Raw genomic sequence first — 19,161 nt, forward strand, 5'->3', positions numbered from 1 at the left:
TCCCCCTGCTGCGCAGGGGGAGGCTGGGAGGGGTAAGGCTTCTGACTTTAAGATCAAGAGCTGACCCCACCCCAGCCCTCCCCTGCAGGCAGGGGAGGGAGTCCCAACCGGAACTCTCTGCATGAACGCACAAGCCAGCACGCCCACCGTCTTCGACGTCCAGCGCATCCGCGCGGATTTCCCGCTGCTGGCGCGACGCGTGCACGACAAGCCGCTGGTGTATTTCGACAACGCCAACACCAGCCAGAAGCCGCTGTCGGTGATCGAGGCGGTGGACCACCATTACCGCGAGCACAACGCGAACGTGGCGCGGGCGGTGCACCAGCTGGGCGAGGAGGCCACGGCTGCCTACGAAAGCGCGCGCGACCGGCTGGCGCGCTTCCTCAATGCGCCGTCGCGCAACGAGGTGATCCTCACCACCGGTACCACCCAGTCGATCAACCTGGTGGCCTACAGTTACGCACTGCCGCAGCTGAAGCCCGGCGACAGCATCCTCACCACGGTGATGGAGCACCATGCCAACATCGTGCCGTGGCAGCTGGTGGCGGCGCGTAGCGGCGCCACGGTGAAGGCGGCGCCGATCGACCAGCGCGGCGAGCTGATCGTGGAGAAGTACGTCGAGCTGCTGACGCCGGAAGTGAAGCTGGCCTGCGTCACCCACGTCTCCAACGTGCTGGGCACGGTGAACCCGGTGCGCGAGATCGCGCGCGAATGCAGGAAGCGCGGCATCCCGCTGCTGGTCGACGGCTCGCAGGCGGCGCCGCACCGGCCGGTCGACGTGCAGGCGCTGGGCTGCGATTTCTACGCGGTCACCGGGCACAAGATGCTCGGCCCCACCGGCACCGGCGCGCTGTGGGCGAAACGCGAACACCTGGAGGCGATGCCGCCGTTCTTCGGCGGCGGCGAGATGATCCGCGAGGTGCGCTTCAGCGGCACTACCTTCGCCGCGCCGCCGCACAAGTTCGAGGCCGGCACGCCGAACATCGCCGGCTTCGTCGGGCTGTCGGCGGCGATCGACTATTACGCCTCCGTGGGTTTCGAGGCCATCCATGCCTGGGAGCAGCAGCTGTTGCACTACGCCACCGAGCGCCTGCGCGAGGTTCCAGGCCTGCGCATCATCGGCGAGGCGGCCGAGAAGGAGCCGGTGATCTCGTTCCTGCTGGAAGGCGCGCAGGCCACCGATCTGGCCACCCTGCTCGATCTGCAGGGTGTGGCCGTGCGCTCCGGCCACCACTGTGCGCATCCGCTGATGCAGTTCTACGGCGTGCCGGCCACGCTGCGCGTCTCGCTGGCGTTCTACAACACGCGCGAGGAGATCGACGCGTTCGTGGTGGCCTTGCTCAAGGTGCGCAAGCTGCTGCTGTGAAATGGCGCAGCACCGCATGGTCTTGCTGTGGCGGTGGGCATTATGCTTCCCGTTCCATCCGCCACGACCGACCCCATGCTCGCCAAGCTTCCCGGCCCGATCCGCATCCCGCTGGCCATGCTGCTGCTCGCCATCAACATCCTGCTGCACGTGCTGCCGCTGTTCCTGCTCACCCTGGTCAAGCTGGTCGTGCCGGCGCGCGTCGTGCGGCAAGCCTGCTCGCGCGCGCTGGTGGCGATTGCGGAGAGCTGGATCGGGGTCAATAACTTCCTGTTCGGCTTGTTCACCTGCATCCGCTGGCAGGTCGAGGGCCTGGCCGGCCTGCGTCGCGACGGCAACTACCTGGTGCTGTGCAACCACCAAAGCTGGGTCGACATCCCGGTGCTGCAGAAGGTGTTCAACCGGCGCATCCCGTTCCTGCGTTTCTTCCTCAAGCAGCAGCTGATCTGGGTGCCGGTGCTGGGCCCGGCCTGGTGGGCGCTGGATTTTCCGTTCATGAAGCGCTATTCGCGGGAAACCCTGCTGAGGCATCCGGAACTGCAGGGCAAGGACCGCGACGCCACCCGCCGCGCCTGCGCGAAGTTTCGCCACATGCCGGTGTCGGTGATGAATTTCGTCGAGGGCACCCGCTTCACGCCGGCCAAACACGCGGCGCAGTCCTCGCCGTACCGGCATCTGTTGCGGCCCAGGGCCGGCGGCCTGGCGTTCGTGCTCGATGCGATGGGCGACGCGCTGCATGCGGTCCTCGACGTCACCATCGTCTATCCGGAAGGTCCCCGCACGATGATGGATCTGATCGCCGGCCGCGTGCACGACATCCGCGTGCACGTGTGCGAGCTGCCGATCGACACCGGCCTGGTGGGCAGCTACGACGACGACCCCGCGTTTCGCGGCCGCGTCAAGCTGTGGGTGAATGGACTGTGGCGCGAGAAGGATGAGCGGATCGCGCGCATGCTGACGGCGGCGGACGCCGCACCGACGGGAGATTGAGATGCGTATTCTGATCGTAGGCGCCGGCGCCACCGGCGGCTACTTCGGCGGCCGCCTGCTGGAGCACGGCCGTGACGTGACGTTCCTGGTGCATGAAAAGCGCGCGGCGCAGCTGGCGCGGCATGGCCTGTCGATCAAGAGCGCCACCGGCGACACGGCGCTGCCGTCGCCGCCGACCGTGCTGGCCAGCGGCCTGCGCGAACCCTATGAGCTGATCCTGCTGAGCTGCAAGGCGTACGGCCTGGAACAGGCGATGGCCGACATCGCGCCGGCGGTGGGGCCGGACACCACGATCCTGCCGCTGCTCAATGGCATGCGCCAGCTAGATCTGCTGGACGCGCGCTTCGGCGCCCAACACGTGCTGGGCGGGCAGTGCGTAATCGCCGCCACGCTCGATGAGGACGGCAGCGTGCGCCACCTCAACACCTCGCACAGCCTCACCTTCGGCGAGCGCGACGGCAGCGCCTCCGCGCGCATGCAGCGGATCACGCAGGCCTTGTCCGACGCGGGCTTCGACGCGCGCCCGAGCAGCACGGTGCTGCAGGACATGTGGGACAAGTGGATTTTCCTGGCCACGCTGGCCGGCATCACCTGCCTGATGCGCGGCTCGGTGGGCGAGATCGTGGCGGCGCCGGGCGGCACCGCCGCGGCGCTGGATCTGCTGGAGGATTGCTGCGCGGTGGCCGGGCGCGCCGGCCATGCGCCCAGCGAGCAGACCCTGCAGCGCGCCCGCCACGTGCTGACCGAGGCCGGCTCCACGCTGACCGCCTCGATGCTGCGCGACCTGCGGCACGGCCACCCGATCGAAGCCGACCACATCGTCGGCGACCTGCTGGCCCGCGCCGACCGCTCGCGCGACGAACGCTCGCTGCTGGCGACCGTCTACGCTCACTTGAAAGTCTACGAAGCGGGCAGAGCCTGATCACCGCCCTGTAGCAGCCCGCTGGCGTGGAGCCGGGATTCGGGATTCGGGATTCGCAAAAGTTCCGTAGGGCGGGCATTGGCCGCCGCTCTCGGTCATCGCATTAAAGGCGGCGGGCAGTGCCCGCCCTACGCAGCTGATCACCGCCCTGTAGGAGTCCGCTGGCGGGCGATGCTTTTGCTTTTGCGAATCCCGAATCCCGAATCCCGAATCCCGAATCCCGAATCCCGAATCCCGAATCCCGAATCCCGGCTCCAAAAGCATCGCCCGCCAGCGGCCTTCTACAGACAAGCCGTGGCGCCTACCAGATCTTCACCTGCTTCGCGCCGTCGCGCACCATCGCGTCGCCCGTCTTGCACTGGAACGCCCTGGCGAATTCCGGCATGTTCGAAGGCGCGCCGATCGCGCGGAATTTCGCCGGTGCGTGCGGGTCGGTGTTGAGCAGGGTCAGCTGTGCCTCCGGGCGGATGTTGCCGCGCCACACGCGCGCCCAGTTGAGGAAGAAGCGCTGGTCCTGGGTGTAGCCGTCGATCTTGCGCCGGGCCTCGGCCGGGTTTTTCGCCAGCGCCATCTGCAGCGCGGTGTACGCCGCGTTGAGGCCGCCCAGGTCGCCGATGTTCTCGCCCATGGTGAGCTGGCCGTTGACGTGCTTGCCGGGCAGCGCCTCGTAGCCGTCGAACTGCGCGCCGAGCTTGGCGGTGCGCGCCTCGAACGCCGTGCGGTCCGCATCGGTCCACCAGTTGGTGTTGTTGCCCTGGGCGTCGAACTTGCTGCCCTGGTCGTCGTAGCCGTGGCCCATCTCGTGGCCGATCACCGCACCGATGCCGCCGTAGTTGATCGCGTCGTCCGCGTTCGCGTCGAAGAACGGCGGCTGCAGGATCGCGGCCGGGAACACGATCTCGTTCTTCTGCGCGCTGTAGTAGGCGTTCACCGTCTGCGGGGTCATGCCCCATTCGGTGCGGTCGACTGGCTTGCCGATCTTGGCGATGGCGTAGTCGTAGTTGAACTTGTTTGCCGCCTGCACGTTGCCGAAGTAGTTGTCCGGCGTCAGCGCCAGGCCGGACCAGTCGCGCCACTTGTCCGGGTAGCCGATCTTCGGTACGAAGGTCGCCCACTTCTGCAGCGCCTTCTGTTTGGTCGTGTCGCTCATCCACTCGAGCTGCTCGATGCGCATGCGGAAGGCTGCGCTGAGGTTGGCCACCAGTTCCTCGGCGCGCTGCTTCGAGGTCGGCGAGAAGTTGTCCGCCACGTATAGCTGGCCCAGCGCCATGCCCATGCCATCGTTGGTGGCGTCGAGCACGCGCTTCCAGCGCGGCTTCATCTCCTTCTGGCCGTTCAGGGTCTGCGCGTTGAACGCGAAGTCCTCCTGCTGGAACGGTGTGGACAGGTACGGTGCCGCGTTGGCGATCGCGTGGTAGCGCAGGTAGGCCTGCCACTGCGCCAGCGGCACGTCGCCGAGCATCTTCTGCACTTCGGCGAAGAACTTCGGCTGCGACAGCGAGAAGCCGTCCTTCACGTCGGCGCCCTGCACCTTGAAGAACGCGGCCCAATCGAAGTCCGGCGTCACCCGGTCGGCCTCGGCGATGCCGACGTAGTGGTAGCGGTTGTTCGGGTTGCGCATTTCCACCGGCGGTAGCGACACGGCGGCGAGGCAGGTCTCGAACGCCAGCACCGCCTTGGCCTGCTGCTGCGCCCCGGCGGCGCCGACGCCGGTCAGTTCGAGCAGCTTCGCGATGTGCGCGACGTAGGCGGTGCGGATCTTCGCGAAGTCGGGTTTGGCGTAATAGTCGACGGTGGGCAGGCCAAGGCCGCCCTGGCCGGCGTAGGCGATCTGCCGGTTGGAATCCTTGAAGTCGGCGTTGCCGGAGAAGCGGAACAGCACCGGCTCGCCGCGGGCGTAGCTGTTGCGAATATAGGCCACCACGTCGGCGCGGTTCTTCAGTGCGTCGATGCGCGCCAGCTGCGGCTTGACCGGATCGAAGCCGGCCCGCTCGATGGCCGCTACATCCATGCCGGAGGCGTACAGGTAGCCGATCTTCTGCTCGATCGAACCCGGCTTGGCGGTAGCCGCTTCGCGCGCGGCCTGTTCGACGATTCGGCGCTGCACATTGAGGCTGTCCTCGCGCAGCGCGTCGAATGAGCCCCAGCGCGTGCGGTCGGCGGGAATCGGGTTGGCGGCCACCCACTTCGCATTGACGAAGCCGTTGAAGTCGGTGCAGGCCTTGATCGAACTGTCCAGCTCGCTCACATTGAAAGCGGTGGTGGAGGCGGCCAGCGCGCTGCCGCCCAGCGTCATCGCCAGGGCGAATGCCAGCGGCTTCATGCAACGGTGCTTCATGGAGAGTTTCCTTCGGGTCGGGGACGCGGGCGTCCGGTCGGTGCAGCTGTCGCAATAAATTGCGATCCCCGCAGGCTAGGCAGGCGGCCGGCGAACTGCCCAGTGTCGAAGGTCATGCCCGGAACGTCTGTTCCAGGTCATGGTGTGCGCGCCGGACGTCGCACTATCATCACGGCGATGAGCACCCAGAACCTTCTCGTTTTCCGCGCGGCGACCATGGCCGACGTCGACGCCATCGTGGTGCTGGTCGAATCCGCCTACCGTGGCGAGTCCGGCCGGCGCGGCTGGACCACCGAGTCGCACCTGCTGGACGGCCAGCGCACCGACGCGGCTGATGTGCGGGGGCTGATCGAGCGTCCCGGCAGCCGCATCGTGCTGGCCGAACGCGATGGCCAGCTCATGGCCAGCTGCCATATCGAGCGCCAGGGCGAGGCCGGCTACTTCGGCATGTTCGCGGTCGATCCGGCCGGGCAGGGCGGCGGCCTGGGCAAGCTGGTGCTGGCCGAGGCCGAGCGCGTCGCGCGCGAGGAGTGGCATTGCCGCGGCATGCGCATGACGGTGATCGTGCAGCGCGACGAATTGATTGCCTGGTACGGCCGCCGTGGCTACCGGCGCACCGGGGAGTACCAGCCGTTTCCCTACGGCGACGAGCGCTTCGGCATCCCCCGCCGCGACGACCTGCGCTTCGAAGTGCTGCGCAAGGACTTCGACAAGGTCGCGGCATGAACGACTGGGTCCGCGTCGGCACGCGCAGCGACTTCCTGCCGGGCGAGTTCAAGGTGGTGTGGGACGGCGACACGCCGATCGCGGTGTACAACCTCGACGGCGCGCTGTACGCGGTGGAGGACATCTGCACCCACGACGGCGGCGACCTGGCCGGCGGCGAGGTGTTCGGCTTCGAGGTGGAGTGCCCGCGCCACGGCGCGCGCTTCGACCTGCGCACCGGTGCGGTGACCAAGCCGCCGGCCTACGAACCGATCGCCAGCTTCCCCGTGCGCGAGGAAGACGGCGCGATCTGGACCCGCGACGACCGCTGACACGCTGCGCGCCGCCGGGGTTTTGCCGACAGCAAAGGGCAGCGGTGGCCATGAGGAACCGTGGGTGGCGGTACTCGCCTGCTGATGCCGTGGTTGGCGCCGGCCTTGCCGGCAGCGCGCATGGCCTCACAAGTGGTAGACGAACGCCAGTGACTCCGTCAGCTGCGTGCGCGAGCCGTAGCGGGTGACCAGCGGGCTGTCGGCGGCGCCGCCGAGCAGGCGCCCGTAGACCAGCGCCAGCGCCACGCCGGTATGCCGGCCGATGGGCATGAACAGGTCGCACTCCAGCGAGGCCAGCTGGCTGCCGGCACCGGGTTGCCACACCGGTACCGACAAGGCGCGTGCGGCTTGCGGGTCGATACCGAAGAAGCGGTTCATCGCTGGCGCGTTCATCGCCTGCCAGCGCAGCTCGAAGGATGGCTCGATCGGGCCGATCGACGGCGGATCCCATTCGGCGTACAGCTTCAGGTAGGCGCCGGGGCCGTTGATGTCGTGGCTGAGGCTGCCGCCGACGTCGACCTGCCGGCTGATCTGCCATTCGAGGTAGCCGCCCAGGTTGATCCGAGGCGACAGCGACGCAATCTTCCCGCCCAGGCTGCCGAGGTCGTCACGCGAGCGACCCCATTGGTAATCGCCATGGATGCCGCCGCGCCATGTATCGCCGTGGATCAGCTCGACCTGCAGCCCGTCCAGCGTGGAGAAGCTGCCGTGGCCGGGCAGTTCGATGTCGAGGTACGGCACCGGCTCGCTGTGCTGGTTCCTGGCGCCGGGCCAACTGGGCATGCGTTGCACGCCGGCACCGAGGGCGAACATCTCCGGGTTGGCCGCCGCACTGCAGCGCGGCGACCACGACAGACACGCAGCAGCCAGCAGCAGGCCGAGTTGCAACGGAATGGCGCGACGGTTCGACATGAGGCGGCAGCATACGGGCTGCCGGCGCACTGTGGCGGAGGATGCGGGGTGCGCGCTCAGCGTCCGTTCCGGAAGGGGAAAGGGCACCGAAAGACAGCTTTCCTAGGCTGCACAGCATCTTCATGCAATGCGTGCCGACGATGCCCGTTTCCAGCTGGACCATTTTGTGCGATTTCGACGGCACCATTTCCGTCGAGGACGTGATCGACTCGCTGCTCGACCGCTTCGGCCGCCCCGGCTGGGAAGTGCTGGAGCAGGACTGGCGCGCCGGCCGCATCGGTTCGCGCGAATGCATGGCTGGCCAGGTCGACCTGCTGCAGATGAGCCGCGCCGAGCTGGACGAGCATCTGCGCGAGATGTGGATCGATCACGCCTTTCCCGGCTTCGTGGCGAAGGCGCGCGAACTCGGCGTGCCGGTCCGCGTGGTCAGCGACGGCCTCGATTACGCCATCCACCGCATCCTTGCCCGCTACGGTCTGGATGACCTGCCGCTGGCGGCGAACCACCTGGCGCCGGCCACCCCGCCGAAACAGTGGCAGCTGACCTCGCCGTTCCAGGCCGATGGCTGCCGCAGCGGCACCTGCAAGTGCGCTTGCGTGGCGAAGGCCCGCAGCAGCGGCGCGAAGACCCTGCTGATCGGCGACGGCGCCTCCGATTTCTGCGCCGCCGACCGCGTCGACTTCGTGTTCGCCAAGCATCGCCTGATCGAGCACTGCCGCGCCGCCGGCATTCCCTACATGCCGATCACCGGATTCGAGGATGCGCTTGAGCTGTTGCCGCAACTGCTCGACGGCAGCCTGTTCGATCGTCCTGCCGTGCCGGCGTCGGCCGTGCTGGCCTGATCGCTGCCGGCCCGCGCGCCTTTTCCATTCCGCTTACCGACTCCGGATTTCCGATGAATGTTTTCGACAAGAACGCTTCCGTGGTGATCGACGACGCCGAGCTGCTTGCCGACGAGGCCAAGTACAGCTCGTTCGGCGACACCGTGCACTACGTAAACCCGCCGAAGATCTTCCGCCACGGCGAAGGCAGCTACATGTTCGACACCGCCGGCACGCCGTTCCTCGACCTGCAGATGTGGTACTCGGCGGTCAACTTCGGCTACGGCAACCAGCGCCTGAACGACACGCTCAAGCGCCAGATCGACCTGCTGCCGCAGGTCGCCAGCCAGTACCTGCACCAGACCCGCATCGAGCTGGCCAAGACGGTGGCGCTGGATGCGAAGAAGAAGTTCGGCCTGGACGGCCGCGTGCACTTCAACGTGGGCGGCGCGCAGGCGATCGAGGATTCGCTGAAGCTGGTGCGCAACTACAAGAACGGCAAGAGCCTGATGTTCGCCTTCGAGGGCGGCTACCACGGCCGTACCCTGGGCGCCTCGTCGATCACCTCCAGCTACCGTTACCGCCGCCGCTTCGGCCACTTCGGCGAACGCGCGATGTTCCTGCCGTTCCCGTACCCGTTCCGCCGCCCGAAGGGCATGACCCCCGAGGAGTATTCGGACAGCTGCGTGAACCAGTTCGCCCGCCTGTTCGAAACCGAATACAACGGCGTGTGGGATCCGAAAACGAACCAGTGCGAGTACGCCGCGTTCTACGTCGAGCCGATCCAGGGCACCGGCGGCTATGTCGTCCCGCCAATGGGCTTCTTCAAGGGCCTGAAGAAGGTGCTCGACCAGTACGGCATCCTGCTGGTGGTCGACGAGATCCAGATGGGTTTCTGGCGCACCGGCAAGCTGTGGTCGATCGAGCACTTCGGCGTCACGCCGGACGTGGTGGTGTTCGGCAAGGCGCTCACCAACGGCCTCAACCCGCTGTCCGGCCTGTGGGCGCGCGAGGAGATGATCAACCCCACCATCTTCCCGCCGGGCTCCACCCACTCCACCTTCAACTCCAACCCGCTAGGCACCGCGCTGGGTCTGGAAGTGATCAAGATGGGCTACGAACTGGACTACGAGAAGAGCGTGCCGGTGAAGGGCGCGCACTTCCTCGAAGGCCTGCGCGAGCTGCAGAAGAAGCACAAGGAAATCGGCGACGTCGACGGCCTCGGCCTCGCCCTGCGCGCCGAGATCTGCACCGACGACGGCTTCACCCCGAACAAGGCGCTACTCGACAAGATGGTTGACATCGGCCTGGCCGGCGATCTTACGCACAACGGCAAGAAGATCGGCCTGGTGCTCGACGTGGGCGGCTGGTACAAGAACGTGATCACCTTCGCGCCCTCGCTTGACATCACGCACGAGGAGATCGATCTGGCGATCAGCTTGCTGGATCAGCTGCTGACGAAGGCCAAGAAGGGCTAAGGTTCTGCGGCCATTCCGGCACCCCGAGAAACCGCCGTCGCCCCAGCGAAAGCTGGGGCCCAGCGCCTGAAAGTCGCTGGCCTGGCGATGGCAACCGTCCGTACGGGAGCTATCGGGCTGTCACGAACACTCAGAGCTTGTGAAGAAAACCACATCCTGTGGTTTTCTTCGATCGCGAGTCCGATACACGCCCGGACCCGCTCACATGAAACAGTCACTGGCGTGGCTGTTTCATGTCCGGCCATCGGGCAACCGCTCCTGCGTTGCCTCAACTCCGGCATCCACGCCGTCGCCTGCCCGGCAAGTCCGTGAGGCGGGGCCGGGCTTTTCGAGCGGGCTTCTGCCCGCGCGAAAAGGCGTTGCCATTCCTGGCAACGCCCGCTGCTCGGCCTGATCGTCCCCGCCTCACCCGCCTCACCCGCCGCCCAGGGGCCCGGAAGAGCAGGCGCGCATCCTGCGCGTCAGAAGCCGAAGCACCGCGAACTCATGGCTATTTGCCTCGAACACTTTTCGCCTTTTCTCCCAATGACTTGAACGGTCAGCACGCCCCGCGCTAGAGTGTGTATGGATTTTGAGGAGATACACATGCGGACCAATATCGTGATCGACGATGCGCTGATGCGCGATGCCATGAAGGCTGCGGGGCTCAAAACCAAGCGTGAGGCGGTGGAGCTCGGCTTGCGTACCCTGGTGCGACTCAAGCGGCAGCAGCAGATCAAGTCGTTGCGCGGCAAGGTTCAGTGGCAGGGCAACCTCGAAAAGCTGAGGACGGATGCGTGATCCTGGTCGATTCCAGCGTGTGGATCGACTACCTGCGTGGCGTGGAAACTCGGCACACGGATTGCCTGCATGGCCTGCTGGGAGCCGAGCCGCTGGCCATCGGGGACCTGATTCTCACCGAGGTGCTGCAGGGGACCACCAGCGACAAGGAGTTCCGCGACGTTCTGCGTCTGCTTGGCAGCCTCGACCTCGTGCAGCTCGGGGGCCAGGCCGCGGCAGTGCAGGCCGCCCGGAATTTCCGCACCTTGCGCGAAAAAGGCGTCACCGTCCGCAAGACGATCGACTGCCTCATCGCCACCCGCTGCATCACGGACGGACTGACGCTGTTGCACAGCGACCGGGACTTCGAGCCGTTCGTCGTGCACCTGGGGTTGCAGTCGGTTTTTTAGCGACGCTGGCGTACTGATACGACTGCGTGCAGCGGGCAGGTGAGGTGGCCGCGGTTTCAAGCGAACTGAACCTGACCCCGATTCCGCTCGCCAGACGCATCCGCAACGATGGAGCGGGCCGACACGCAACTGGCATCTGGATGATGCCGTCTACCTCAACCCCGAGCGACCCGACCCGATCGCGCCCAAAGCCGCATGACCGGTGAGGCGACAACTACCTTGACACATACCGCTTGCGGCAACACAAAGGCTAAGGCACTGCCATTCCTGCCTTCGCAGGAATGACGGGTGAGAGGCGGGCTTGTTTGCGCCGCCGCCGCTCAGGGCGCCCGCTTCAACGCCAACACCGCGTTCAGTCCGCCGAACGCGAACGAGTTGCTGAGCACCACTCGCACCGGCATCTCGCGCGCCACGTTCGGCACGTAGTCGAGGTCGCAGGCCGGATCGACCTTGTCCAGGTTCGCGGTGGGCGGCACCACGTTCTCGCGCAGCGCGCCGATCGCGGCGACCAGTTCCAGTGCGCCGGAGGCGCCCAGCGCGTGGCCGTGCATGGACTTGGTGGAGGACACTGCGAGGCGGTCGGCTTGCGCGCCGAAGGCGAGGCGGATGGCGCGCGTTTCGGTGACGTCGTTGGCCTGGGTGCCGGTACCGTGGGCGTTGATGTAGTCCACGTCGCCTGGGTTCAGTTCGGCTTCCTGCAGTGCCTGTTGCATCGCGGCCGCGGCGCCTTCGGCGCTGGGCATCACGATGTCGCTGGCGTCGGCGCTCATGCCGGTGCCGGCGAGTTCGGCGAGGATGGTGGCGCCGCGCGCCTGCGCATGCTCCAGCGATTCCAGCACGAAGATGCCGGCGCCTTCGCCCAGCACCAGGCCGCGCCGGTTCGCGCTGAACGGGCGGCAGGTGTCGTCGGCGAGCACGCGCATCGCCTCCCATGCGCGCAGCGCGCCGTACGTGAGGCAGGCTTCGGTACCGCCGGTGACGGCGGCGTCGGCCATGCCGTAACGGATCATCTGCGCGGCCTGGATGATCGCGTGGTTGGCCGAGGCGCAGGCGCTGGCCACCGCATAGGTGGGGCCATGCAGGCCGTACGCGATACTGATCTGGCTGGCTGAGGCGTTGGTCATCAGCCGCACGATGGTGAGCGGGTGCGCGCGCGGAGTGTTCTCGGCGTACAGGCGCCGGCTCTGCTCGTCCTGGGTGGTCTCGCCGCCGACACCGGTGCCCACGATCACCGCGGTGCGCTGGCCCAGGCCGTCGCCGGCGAAGTCCACGCCGGACTGCACCACCGCCTCGCGCGCCGCGTGCAGTGCGAACTCCGAGGTGCGATCGAGCAGGGGCAGGGTGCGCTCGTCGATGTGCGCGGCGGGGTCGAAACTCTCTGGTACCTGGGCGGCGACCTTCACGCGCAGGCGCCCAGCGTCGACGTGACGCAGCGGGCCGATCGCGCTGCGGCCCTCGCGCAGGCCCTGCCACAGCGCCGCGGCGCCTACGCCAAGCGGGCTGATGGCGCCCATGCCAGTGATCACCACCCGGCGCGTCGACACGATGGGCATCACTTGCTTCCTTCGCCCGCGGCGGCCTTGTCGGCCAGTGCCTTCTGCACCGCGTCGACCAGGCTCTGCGCAGTGTCGGTGTCGAAGTTGGCGCCCTGCTGGTCGGGGAAGTTGATGTTGAAGTGCTCCTCGATGTCGAAGATCATCTCGATCGCCTCCAGTGAAGCGATGCCCAGATCCTTCAGGGTGGATTCGGGCCGGATCGTCGCCACGTCGATCTTGGCCTGCTTGGCGATGATCTCGAACAACTGCTGCTGGATCGTTGCGGTCATGACGATGTCCTTCGTTGGCAGACAGTGATGGAAGGCCCGCGCAAGGTGTCTCGTGCAGGCTGACGCACAGTCTAGGCAAACTCGTTTACTCATGCCTTTCATTTCGCAACTGGAACCGGATGCGTTGCTCGCGGCGTTCATGCTGGAGCCGCCGCACGGCTTCGCGGTGGACCATTCGCCGCAGGGCATGCCGGCGTTCGTGGCGCCGTTCGACCTGCTGACCACTGCCGACGCACCGCTGCGCCGCCGCGTGGCCGCGCTGCCGCTGTACCGCCGCTGGAGCCGGCTGCTGCGCTGGCGCACCCGCTTCGCCGGCACCACGGTGAGCGAGTACGCGCCGCTGCCCGCCGGCGTGTCGCCCACGCTGCTGGCGCAGGGGCTGAAGGCTGCGTTCGGACGCGAGTGCCGGCTGCTGATCGTGAAGGACATTGCGCAGGAGTCGCCGCTGCTGGACGCCGCCGCGAACGCCCACGCGCGCGCCTTCGCCGCCGCCTGCGAAGCGCAGGGCTTCGTGCTGCTGGAAGGCCAGGCGCTGGCTTTCGTGCCGATCGACTTCGGCTCGGACGACGAGTACCTGGCCCGGCTGTCGCCCGGTCGGCGCAAGAACATCAGGCGCAAGCTGCGCTCGCGCGCCGACCTCGAGATCGAGACGCTGCGCACCGGCGACGCCTGCTTCCGCAACGAGGCCACGCTGGCGGCGTTCCACGCACTGTTCGACAACGTGTACGCGCAAAGCGAGATCCACTTCGACCGTCTCAGCGCGACGTTCTTCCGCCTGCTGCTGCAGGACGCGGCCAGCGGCGGGGTGGTGTTCGTGTACCGCCACGCCGGCAAGATGATCGGCTGGAACCTCTGCTACGAACACGGCGGCAAGCTGGTCGACAAGTACATCGGCTTCGCCTACCCCGAAGCGCGCGAGCACAACCTGTACTTCGTGAGCTGGATGCACAACCTCGGCTACGCGCGCGAACGCGGCCTGAGCCACTACGTGGCCGGCTGGACCGACCCGGAAGTGAAGTCCTTCCTCGGCGCGAGCTTCACCTTCACCCGCCACGCGGTGTACGCGCGCAACCCGCTGCTGCGCGCGCTGCTGCGCCGGCTGGGCAGCCATTTCGAGAGCGACCGCCAGTGGCAGGCGGCGGCGGAGGCGGTCGATGGATAGGCTGGCGGGGCGCCCGGTGGTGCTGGATATCGACAACTCGGTGGGGCCGTTGCCGGGCCGCCTGGTGCTGCCGCTGGAGCATTGGCAGGAGTCGATCCGCTTCGGCTGTTCGCTGCAGACGATACAACGCTTCCGCACCATGCTGCAGCAGCTGCTGCCCGAACGCCACGGCACCGTGTTCACCGGCAGCGGTGACTTCCATCATCTGAGCTGGCCGCTGATCGAACGCGTGCGCAGCGAGGTGCCGTTCCAGGTGGTGGTGCTGGACAACCACCCGGACAACATGCGCTTCCCGTTCGGCGTGCACTGCGGCTCGTGGGTGCGCAAGGTGGCGCTGCTGCCGCAGGTAAGCCACGTGCACGTGCTCGGCATCACCTCCGCCGACATCGGCGCCGGCCACGCGTGGGAGAACTATCTGGCGCCGCTGCGCCGCCGCAAGCTGAGCTACTGGAGCATCGGCGTGGACACGCGCTGGTCGCGCCGGCTTGGCCTGGCGCACGCATTCCGCGGTTTCGACAGCGCCGAGGCGCTGGTCGACGCGTTCGTCGAGTTCCAGCGCACGCAGGCCGCGCCGAGCTACCTGTCGATCGACAAGGACGTGTTCGCCGCCGACGTGGCGCGCACGAACTGGGACCAGGGCCGCCTGCAACTCGACCACGCGCGGGCGCTGATCGGCAGCCTGCGCCACGGCCTGCTCGGCAGCGACATCAACGGCGAGATCTCGCACTACCGCTATCGCAGCTGGTGGAAGCGCAAGCTGTCGGCGCTGGACGAGCAGCCGGTGATCGACACCGCGCAACTGGCCGACTGGCAGGCGCAGCAGCACACGTTGAACCTCGAACTGCTGCAGGCGATCGCGACGCTAGGGCCAGCACAGTTCAACAGTATGAAAAGTAGTACGTGACTCGAATGGCACTTACTTAAGCCCTTTTTGGATGGCCATTCAACCGGATAGCTTCGCGGAGTACGGCACGAGGTTGGGTCATCAAGGAAAAGGGTTCCTGATTCCCCACCTGTCGCCGCCCATGATACGTCGTGGGTAGATGCTGCAACCTCCTGCTGCGAAGGAGGAAGTCCCATGGCAGCCAGGAATCAAGTGCAGTTCCAACCCGGCCTGAGTCTGACGGCCTTTCTTGACCGTTACGGTAGCGAGCAGCAGTGCCGCGAGGCGCTGATGAAGGCACGCTGGCCGAAGGGATGGCGCTGCCTGGACTGCGGTCATACGAGTCATGGCCATCTCAAGCGTCGCGACGTGTACCAGTGCAATCGCTGCAAGCGGCAGGTGTCGCTGACCAGCGGCGCGCTGTTCGCCGAAACCAGGTTGCCGCTGCGGACGTGGTTTCTGGCGATTTATCTGCTGACCCAGCACAAGAATGGCATCTCGGCGCTGGCGCTGCGGCGGCAATTGGGCGTGTCGTACCACACGGCGTGGCTGCTCAAGCCCAAGTTGATGCAGGCGATGGTCGAGCGCGACAGCGAGCAGGTCCTGGGCGGCATCGTGATGATGGACGATGCGTACTGGGGCGGCGAACGCCACGGCGGCGGCGTGGGCCGCGGCAGCCCTGGCAAGACCCCGTTTGTGGCGGCGGTGCAGTGCACCGCCGAGGGGCACCCCATCGCCATGCGGATGGATGAGGTGGCCGGGTTTCGCAAAAAGGCGTTGGCGGCATGGGCCCAACGCCACCTGGCGCCGGGCACGGCGGTTGTCCCCGATGGGCTGAAGTGTTTTCCGGGCGTGACCGATGCCGATTGCACGCATACCGCCATGCCCACCGGCGGCGGCGTCCCCACTCGGGGGCATCCCATCTTCACGGGGGTCAACCCCGTGCTGGGTAACGTCAAGAACGCGCTGCATGGCACCTACCATGCGCTGCGTCCGAAGTACCTGCAGCGCTATTTGTCCGAGTTCTGCTACCGCTTCAATCGCCGCTTCGACCTGGCCGCCCTGGTACCGCGCCTCATCGTCGCCGCGGCGCGGACGCCGCCGCTGAGCTATCGGCTCGCAACGTTGGATGCGTAAGGTGGGGAATCAGGTCTGCCTATGTGAAGAACAATCCACTCGCCGCCGTCGACCCGACGGGGTTAGTGGGCTACATATGGCAGTCGGGAAACAACATCTCTATTGTTCTCCCAATTACGTTTACGGGCGGGACGTTTGGCCAACAACAAGCCATGGCCGCTGCCATCACAAGTACATGGACCGGTCAGTTCGGTCAGTACAACGTGGTCACCACTGTCATCAACGGCTCATCGTTGAACATCCCTGTAAACGCCATCACCATCGCGCCGGGTTCTGGGGATGCTCAAGGTCTGTCCCGCGTTTTTGGCGATGCTAAGAGTGGCCGGCGGTTTGCCCAGCCCAGTCCCTTAAATTGGGCACACTCAAGGACAAGCTCGACCGCTGGGCGGTAGCCGATGCCGCCGCACTACACGCATCGCTGACGATCTTCTGCTGCTGGTACAACCATGTGCGCCCTCATCAGCACCTAGGCAGCCTCACGCCGATGGAGGCCTGGGAAGGCATCGACATCCGCCGGCCGCCGCGACGACGGCTTTGGTTCGAGGGGTGGGACGGGCTGTTGCAGGGCGAATACCTGCAGCGCTGACGCCACGCCACGACGAACCTATGCCTGTCCGGATCGCGGAAGGCCCCAAGCCGTTCGTGTTGTCAAAGAACACGGGGTTGGCGCGGAAATCCCGGGAAGGACGTACATCCGACACGCCAGACCGGCGCTCACCGGTCATTTCGAAAGACGATCGCTTCACAAAAAAGGCCGCGCCAACAACACGGAAAGGCCATTCGGACAGCGGACAGCACACCCAGGACGGCGCTTGTCGACCATGTCGGACGACGATCGCTTCAGAAAAGAGCCCCGCTAACGACTCGTAAGGGCTATTCGGACAGCGGACAGCACAACGGGGGAGCTTACGCCTTAAATCGTCCCCTTAAATCGGTTTTCACTTTGCACTTTGCTTAATTTTAAGATTGATTTCGTATATGCAATATTTACCATTTAAGAACGATTGATAGGACGCGCTAGCAGTGTTTAGCCCAATTTTTGCGCTGTAATATGGAATGCCCGCGTCAGGCATCAAAGAAGAGGTCCCTCCAGGAAAGGTGTCTTCAAATATTTTTGGTACCAAACACACTTTGTTACTTAGTGAAATTTTAACAAAAATATCATCGTTGGCTGAGACACTTGGAATATCAACCTCAAACGCCCTAATGGGAAGGCCACAGCCAGATCCCATCCCTCGATATCTAACATATCCAATTCGACCAGATTCGCCTCGGACCATTGTCAGACAAAAATATGATTTGACCATATCGGTACTAAAATTATTAGTCGAAGCAAGCCTATTAACAGATAATAAAAATTTATCTGCCTGAGCCACATCTCTAGCTACTGCCGCATTACCAGCAAGTATAGAAACAAGGAAAATAATAATATGTTTACTTAATTTCATTTGTGACTCCAATTATAAAATATATTTAGAAATCCATTGAAATAATGAGTTCCGTACGAACCATTCGTAGTGAATGGAGTCCCCACTGGAATAGTCTGATCTCCGCCAGGAATTTCACCATTTCTATATATCGCACCAATTTGCTGTGCAGCATCGTAAGAACCTTCACCGCCACTCATGTAATTATTATATACCTCCTTATATTGAGGAACATTCACAGACTGATTGGCGGAAGCGACCCCTATATTAAGTCCGGTCGAGTTATACACCTCTTGCTGCGCAGCAACATTATTTAAGGTCGCGTAACCCTCACCCAAGAACTCTATGCTAGTGTTGTGCGAAGCAAATGAATATCCGTAATCTGACAAATTATTTGAAAACAGGGGTCAGAGTGCACTTTCTGACGCGTCCATGCGCACCTACCTGACAGATCTGCATGCCCGCATGCAACACGCTCTGATCGCCGCCATCGGAGCTCCTGATTAGCGACGACGCTCAGCTATGAAAATTGTCGACGGCGCGCAATTTCGGCTCTGGCCAAGGCTTGCACAGCACCATGGCGCGCGCCAGTCGCGGCAGCAGCGCGGCGAGACGAAACCGGCGGTTGAACCGGTAGGCGGCTTCGGCCAGATAGCGCCGCGCGTACTTGGCTTGCCGCATGGCGTGGTAGCAGCCGCTGATGGCGCGCTTGACGTTACCGAGCACCACGTTCACCCAGCGCGCGCCCTTGACCTCGGTGGCGGCGCGCCCGCCAGCGGTTTCCAGCACGGTGTGCGCGTGATCCAGCTCGACGACTCGCCGGAAGCAGCCTAGGCCGTCGCTGAAGACCTCGGCACCGGGGGCGAGGCGACGCTGGCCCCAGTCGGTGAGCGAGACATTGTCGAAGCTGCGCACCGGCTCGATCACGGCAAAGGTCGGGTGCTCCAGCGCTTCGTCGGTGGCTACCGCGATGACGAACGGCTGCTTGTTTTCCGAGCCGCGCCCCGGCTTGCCGCCGTTGCGCTCACCGCCGAGGTAGGCATCGTCGATCTGCACGAAACCGGCAAGCTGGCGTGGCTCCTCGCGCTCGGTCATGACCTGCATGATCTTGTGCTTGAGCTTCCAGGCGGTGTCGTAGCACACGCCCACGTGCCGCTTCAGTTCCAGCGCCGCCATGTTGGTCTTGCTGCCGGTCAACAAGTGCATGGCCAAGAACCACGTTGTCAGCGGCAGCTTGCTGCCCTCGAACACCGTCCCGCTGGTCAGCGTCGTCTGATGGCGGCAGGCACGGCACTGGTAGTAAATCCGGCCCGCACGGCGAAACCGCGAGCGCGGCCGGCTGTTGCACTTCGGACAGCGGAAGCCCTGCGGCCAGCGTGCCCGGTACAGCGCCCGATAGCACTTCGCCTCCGTGCCGTACTGCTGGATGAACCGCGCCATCGACAACCCCGACTGGAACGGCACCTGGTTCATGGCCATGACGACTCTCCGCTTCGTAACATGGCCCCGAGGTTGCGCCGGTCGTGTCTCACATCACGCGATGGCCGGCTGAGCGTCGTCGCTAATCAGGACAAGGCAAGGAGTGACTTTTACGACGACTGCTTCTCTCAGCAGGACATGGACGACGCCAAATTCAGGGCCAAGTTTTTCAAACCTTTCATATCTTACTTAGGGACGCCAAGTGGCCTGTTTTA

General features: G+C 65.1%; 20 protein-coding genes. 13 read left to right on the top strand and 7 right to left on the bottom strand.

The window, feature by feature from the left end; genetic code table 11:
* Nucleotides 1–121: 121 nt before the first annotated feature.
* The 3 genes from LRK53_RS06890 (at nt 122) to panE (ending at nt 3,278) form a co-directional block, all read left to right on the top strand.
* Nucleotides 122–1,366 (top strand): cysteine desulfurase, encoded by a 1,245-nt coding sequence (locus tag LRK53_RS06890; RefSeq protein WP_027493804.1) that lies wholly within the window; start codon nt 122–124, stop codon nt 1,364–1,366.
* Between the two features lie 75 nt (nt 1,367–1,441).
* Nucleotides 1,442–2,356 (top strand): acyltransferase, encoded by a 915-nt coding sequence (locus tag LRK53_RS06895; RefSeq protein WP_027493803.1) that lies wholly within the window; start codon nt 1,442–1,444, stop codon nt 2,354–2,356.
* A 1-nt stretch (nt 2,357) separates the two neighbouring features.
* Nucleotides 2,358–3,278 (top strand): 2-dehydropantoate 2-reductase, encoded by a 921-nt coding sequence (panE, locus tag LRK53_RS06900; protein ID WP_027493802.1) that lies wholly within the window; start codon nt 2,358–2,360, stop codon nt 3,276–3,278.
* A 301-nt stretch (nt 3,279–3,579) separates the two neighbouring features.
* Here the strand turns inward: panE and LRK53_RS06905 are convergent, their stop codons facing one another.
* Nucleotides 3,580–5,616, bottom strand: coding sequence for a M13 family metallopeptidase (locus LRK53_RS06905; RefSeq protein ID WP_027493801.1), 2,037 nt, complete (start codon nt 5,614–5,616; stop codon nt 3,580–3,582).
* A 177-nt stretch (nt 5,617–5,793) separates the two neighbouring features.
* Here LRK53_RS06905 and LRK53_RS06910 point away from each other — a divergent pair, with 177 nt between their 5' ends.
* Nucleotides 5,794–6,342, top strand: coding sequence for a GNAT family N-acetyltransferase (locus LRK53_RS06910; protein ID WP_027493800.1), 549 nt, complete (start codon nt 5,794–5,796; stop codon nt 6,340–6,342).
* Nucleotides 6,339–6,653 (top strand): non-heme iron oxygenase ferredoxin subunit, encoded by a 315-nt coding sequence (locus LRK53_RS06915; RefSeq protein ID WP_027493799.1) that lies wholly within the window; start codon nt 6,339–6,341, stop codon nt 6,651–6,653. The genes LRK53_RS06910 and LRK53_RS06915 overlap by 4 nt, the downstream gene beginning before the upstream one ends.
* A 126-nt stretch (nt 6,654–6,779) precedes the next feature.
* On the opposite strand, the gene LRK53_RS06920 is transcribed toward LRK53_RS06915, so the two are convergent.
* Entirely contained in the window at nt 6,780–7,565 is a 786-nt protein-coding gene (locus LRK53_RS06920) for a MipA/OmpV family protein (RefSeq protein ID WP_027493798.1), read from the bottom strand.
* Nucleotides 7,566–7,705: 140 nt separating this feature from the next.
* On the opposite strand from LRK53_RS06920, the gene LRK53_RS06925 reads away from it, so the two are divergent.
* The 4 genes from LRK53_RS06925 to vapC all read left to right on the top strand — a co-directional run bounded on the left by LRK53_RS06925 (nt 7,706) and on the right by vapC (nt 11,033).
* Complete coding sequence (locus LRK53_RS06925) at nt 7,706–8,407, top strand: MtnX-like HAD-IB family phosphatase (RefSeq protein WP_027493797.1); 702 nt, start codon at nt 7,706–7,708, stop codon at nt 8,405–8,407.
* Nucleotides 8,408–8,460: 53 nt separating this feature from the next.
* Nucleotides 8,461–9,864, top strand: coding sequence for an aspartate aminotransferase family protein (locus LRK53_RS06930; protein ID WP_027493796.1), 1,404 nt, complete (start codon nt 8,461–8,463; stop codon nt 9,862–9,864).
* Between the two features lie 564 nt (nt 9,865–10,428).
* Nucleotides 10,429–10,644: a type II toxin-antitoxin system VapB family antitoxin gene (locus LRK53_RS06935; RefSeq protein ID WP_235642582.1), complete on the top strand. Its 216-nt coding sequence runs from the start codon at nt 10,429–10,431 to the stop codon at nt 10,642–10,644.
* Nucleotides 10,641–11,033: a type II toxin-antitoxin system VapC family toxin gene (gene vapC, locus LRK53_RS06940; protein WP_027493794.1), complete on the top strand. Its 393-nt coding sequence runs from the start codon at nt 10,641–10,643 to the stop codon at nt 11,031–11,033. Before LRK53_RS06935 ends, vapC begins: the two co-directional genes overlap by 4 nt.
* Nucleotides 11,034–11,353: 320 nt before the next feature.
* Here vapC and LRK53_RS06945 read toward each other — a convergent pair whose 3' ends face one another.
* Complete coding sequence (locus tag LRK53_RS06945; RefSeq protein WP_027493793.1) at nt 11,354–12,586, bottom strand: beta-ketoacyl-[acyl-carrier-protein] synthase family protein; 1,233 nt, start codon at nt 12,584–12,586, stop codon at nt 11,354–11,356.
* Nucleotides 12,586–12,858: an acyl carrier protein gene (locus LRK53_RS06950; RefSeq protein ID WP_027493792.1), complete on the bottom strand. Its 273-nt coding sequence runs from the start codon at nt 12,856–12,858 to the stop codon at nt 12,586–12,588. Before LRK53_RS06950 ends, LRK53_RS06945 begins: the two co-directional genes overlap by 1 nt.
* 91 nt (nt 12,859–12,949) lie before the next feature.
* Between LRK53_RS06950 and LRK53_RS06955 the strand changes: the two genes are divergently transcribed.
* The 4 genes from LRK53_RS06955 (at nt 12,950) to LRK53_RS06970 (ending at nt 16,626) form a co-directional block, all read left to right on the top strand.
* Nucleotides 12,950–14,020 (top strand): GNAT family N-acetyltransferase, encoded by a 1,071-nt coding sequence (locus LRK53_RS06955; protein WP_027493791.1) that lies wholly within the window; start codon nt 12,950–12,952, stop codon nt 14,018–14,020.
* Complete coding sequence (locus LRK53_RS06960; protein ID WP_027493790.1) at nt 14,013–14,924, top strand: arginase family protein; 912 nt, start codon at nt 14,013–14,015, stop codon at nt 14,922–14,924. Before LRK53_RS06955 ends, LRK53_RS06960 begins: the two co-directional genes overlap by 8 nt.
* 174 nt (nt 14,925–15,098) lie before the next feature.
* Complete coding sequence (locus tag LRK53_RS06965; RefSeq protein WP_235642583.1) at nt 15,099–16,040, top strand: IS1595 family transposase; 942 nt, start codon at nt 15,099–15,101, stop codon at nt 16,038–16,040.
* 352 nt (nt 16,041–16,392) lie between these two features.
* Nucleotides 16,393–16,626, top strand: a complete 234-nt coding sequence (locus tag LRK53_RS06970) for an integrase core domain-containing protein (RefSeq protein ID WP_027493588.1) — start codon at nt 16,393–16,395, stop codon at nt 16,624–16,626.
* Nucleotides 16,627–16,978: 352 nt separating this feature from the next.
* Here LRK53_RS06970 and LRK53_RS06975 read toward each other — a convergent pair whose 3' ends face one another.
* The 3 genes from LRK53_RS06975 to LRK53_RS06985 form a co-directional block, all read right to left on the bottom strand.
* Nucleotides 16,979–17,488: a hypothetical protein gene (locus tag LRK53_RS06975; protein ID WP_185754688.1), complete on the bottom strand. Its 510-nt coding sequence runs from the start codon at nt 17,486–17,488 to the stop codon at nt 16,979–16,981.
* A complete protein-coding gene (locus LRK53_RS06980) occupies nt 17,485–17,805 on the bottom strand; it encodes a hypothetical protein (RefSeq protein ID WP_185754687.1) in 321 nt (106 codons plus the stop codon). The genes LRK53_RS06975 and LRK53_RS06980 overlap by 4 nt, the downstream gene beginning before the upstream one ends.
* 178 nt (nt 17,806–17,983) lie before the next feature.
* Complete coding sequence (locus tag LRK53_RS06985) at nt 17,984–18,946, bottom strand: IS1595 family transposase (RefSeq protein ID WP_027493587.1); 963 nt, start codon at nt 18,944–18,946, stop codon at nt 17,984–17,986.
* Nucleotides 18,947–19,161 lie beyond the last annotated feature (215 nt).

The organism is Rhodanobacter thiooxydans (assembly GCF_021545845.1).
In the GTDB taxonomy this organism is placed as follows: domain Bacteria; phylum Pseudomonadota; class Gammaproteobacteria; order Xanthomonadales; family Rhodanobacteraceae; genus Rhodanobacter.

Bases quoted from the DNA above. Each gene is read 5' to 3' on its own strand.
- LRK53_RS06890 (WP_027493804.1), top strand. From the start codon at position 122: ATGAACGCACAAGCCAGCACGCCCACCGTCTTCGACGTCCAGCGCATC.
- LRK53_RS06895 (WP_027493803.1), top strand. From the start codon at position 1,442: ATGCTCGCCAAGCTTCCCGGCCCGATCCGCATCCCGCTGGCCATGCTG.
- panE (WP_027493802.1), top strand. From the start codon at position 2,358: ATGCGTATTCTGATCGTAGGCGCCGGCGCCACCGGCGGCTACTTCGGC.
- LRK53_RS06905 (WP_027493801.1), bottom strand. From the start codon at position 5,616: ATGAAGCACCGTTGCATGAAGCCGCTGGCATTCGCCCTGGCGATGACG.
- LRK53_RS06910 (WP_027493800.1), top strand. From the start codon at position 5,794: ATGAGCACCCAGAACCTTCTCGTTTTCCGCGCGGCGACCATGGCCGAC.
- LRK53_RS06915 (WP_027493799.1), top strand. From the start codon at position 6,339: ATGAACGACTGGGTCCGCGTCGGCACGCGCAGCGACTTCCTGCCGGGC.
- LRK53_RS06920 (WP_027493798.1), bottom strand. From the start codon at position 7,565: ATGTCGAACCGTCGCGCCATTCCGTTGCAACTCGGCCTGCTGCTGGCT.
- LRK53_RS06925 (WP_027493797.1), top strand. From the start codon at position 7,706: ATGCCCGTTTCCAGCTGGACCATTTTGTGCGATTTCGACGGCACCATT.
- LRK53_RS06930 (WP_027493796.1), top strand. From the start codon at position 8,461: ATGAATGTTTTCGACAAGAACGCTTCCGTGGTGATCGACGACGCCGAG.
- LRK53_RS06935 (WP_235642582.1), top strand. From the start codon at position 10,429: ATGGATTTTGAGGAGATACACATGCGGACCAATATCGTGATCGACGAT.
- LRK53_RS06945 (WP_027493793.1), bottom strand. From the start codon at position 12,586: ATGCCCATCGTGTCGACGCGCCGGGTGGTGATCACTGGCATGGGCGCC.
- LRK53_RS06950 (WP_027493792.1), bottom strand. From the start codon at position 12,858: ATGACCGCAACGATCCAGCAGCAGTTGTTCGAGATCATCGCCAAGCAG.
- LRK53_RS06955 (WP_027493791.1), top strand. From the start codon at position 12,950: ATGCCTTTCATTTCGCAACTGGAACCGGATGCGTTGCTCGCGGCGTTC.
- LRK53_RS06960 (WP_027493790.1), top strand. From the start codon at position 14,013: ATGGATAGGCTGGCGGGGCGCCCGGTGGTGCTGGATATCGACAACTCG.
- LRK53_RS06965 (WP_235642583.1), top strand. From the start codon at position 15,099: ATGGCAGCCAGGAATCAAGTGCAGTTCCAACCCGGCCTGAGTCTGACG.
- LRK53_RS06975 (WP_185754688.1), bottom strand. From the start codon at position 17,488: ATGAAATTAAGTAAACATATTATTATTTTCCTTGTTTCTATACTTGCT.
- LRK53_RS06985 (WP_027493587.1), bottom strand. From the start codon at position 18,946: ATGGCCATGAACCAGGTGCCGTTCCAGTCGGGGTTGTCGATGGCGCGG.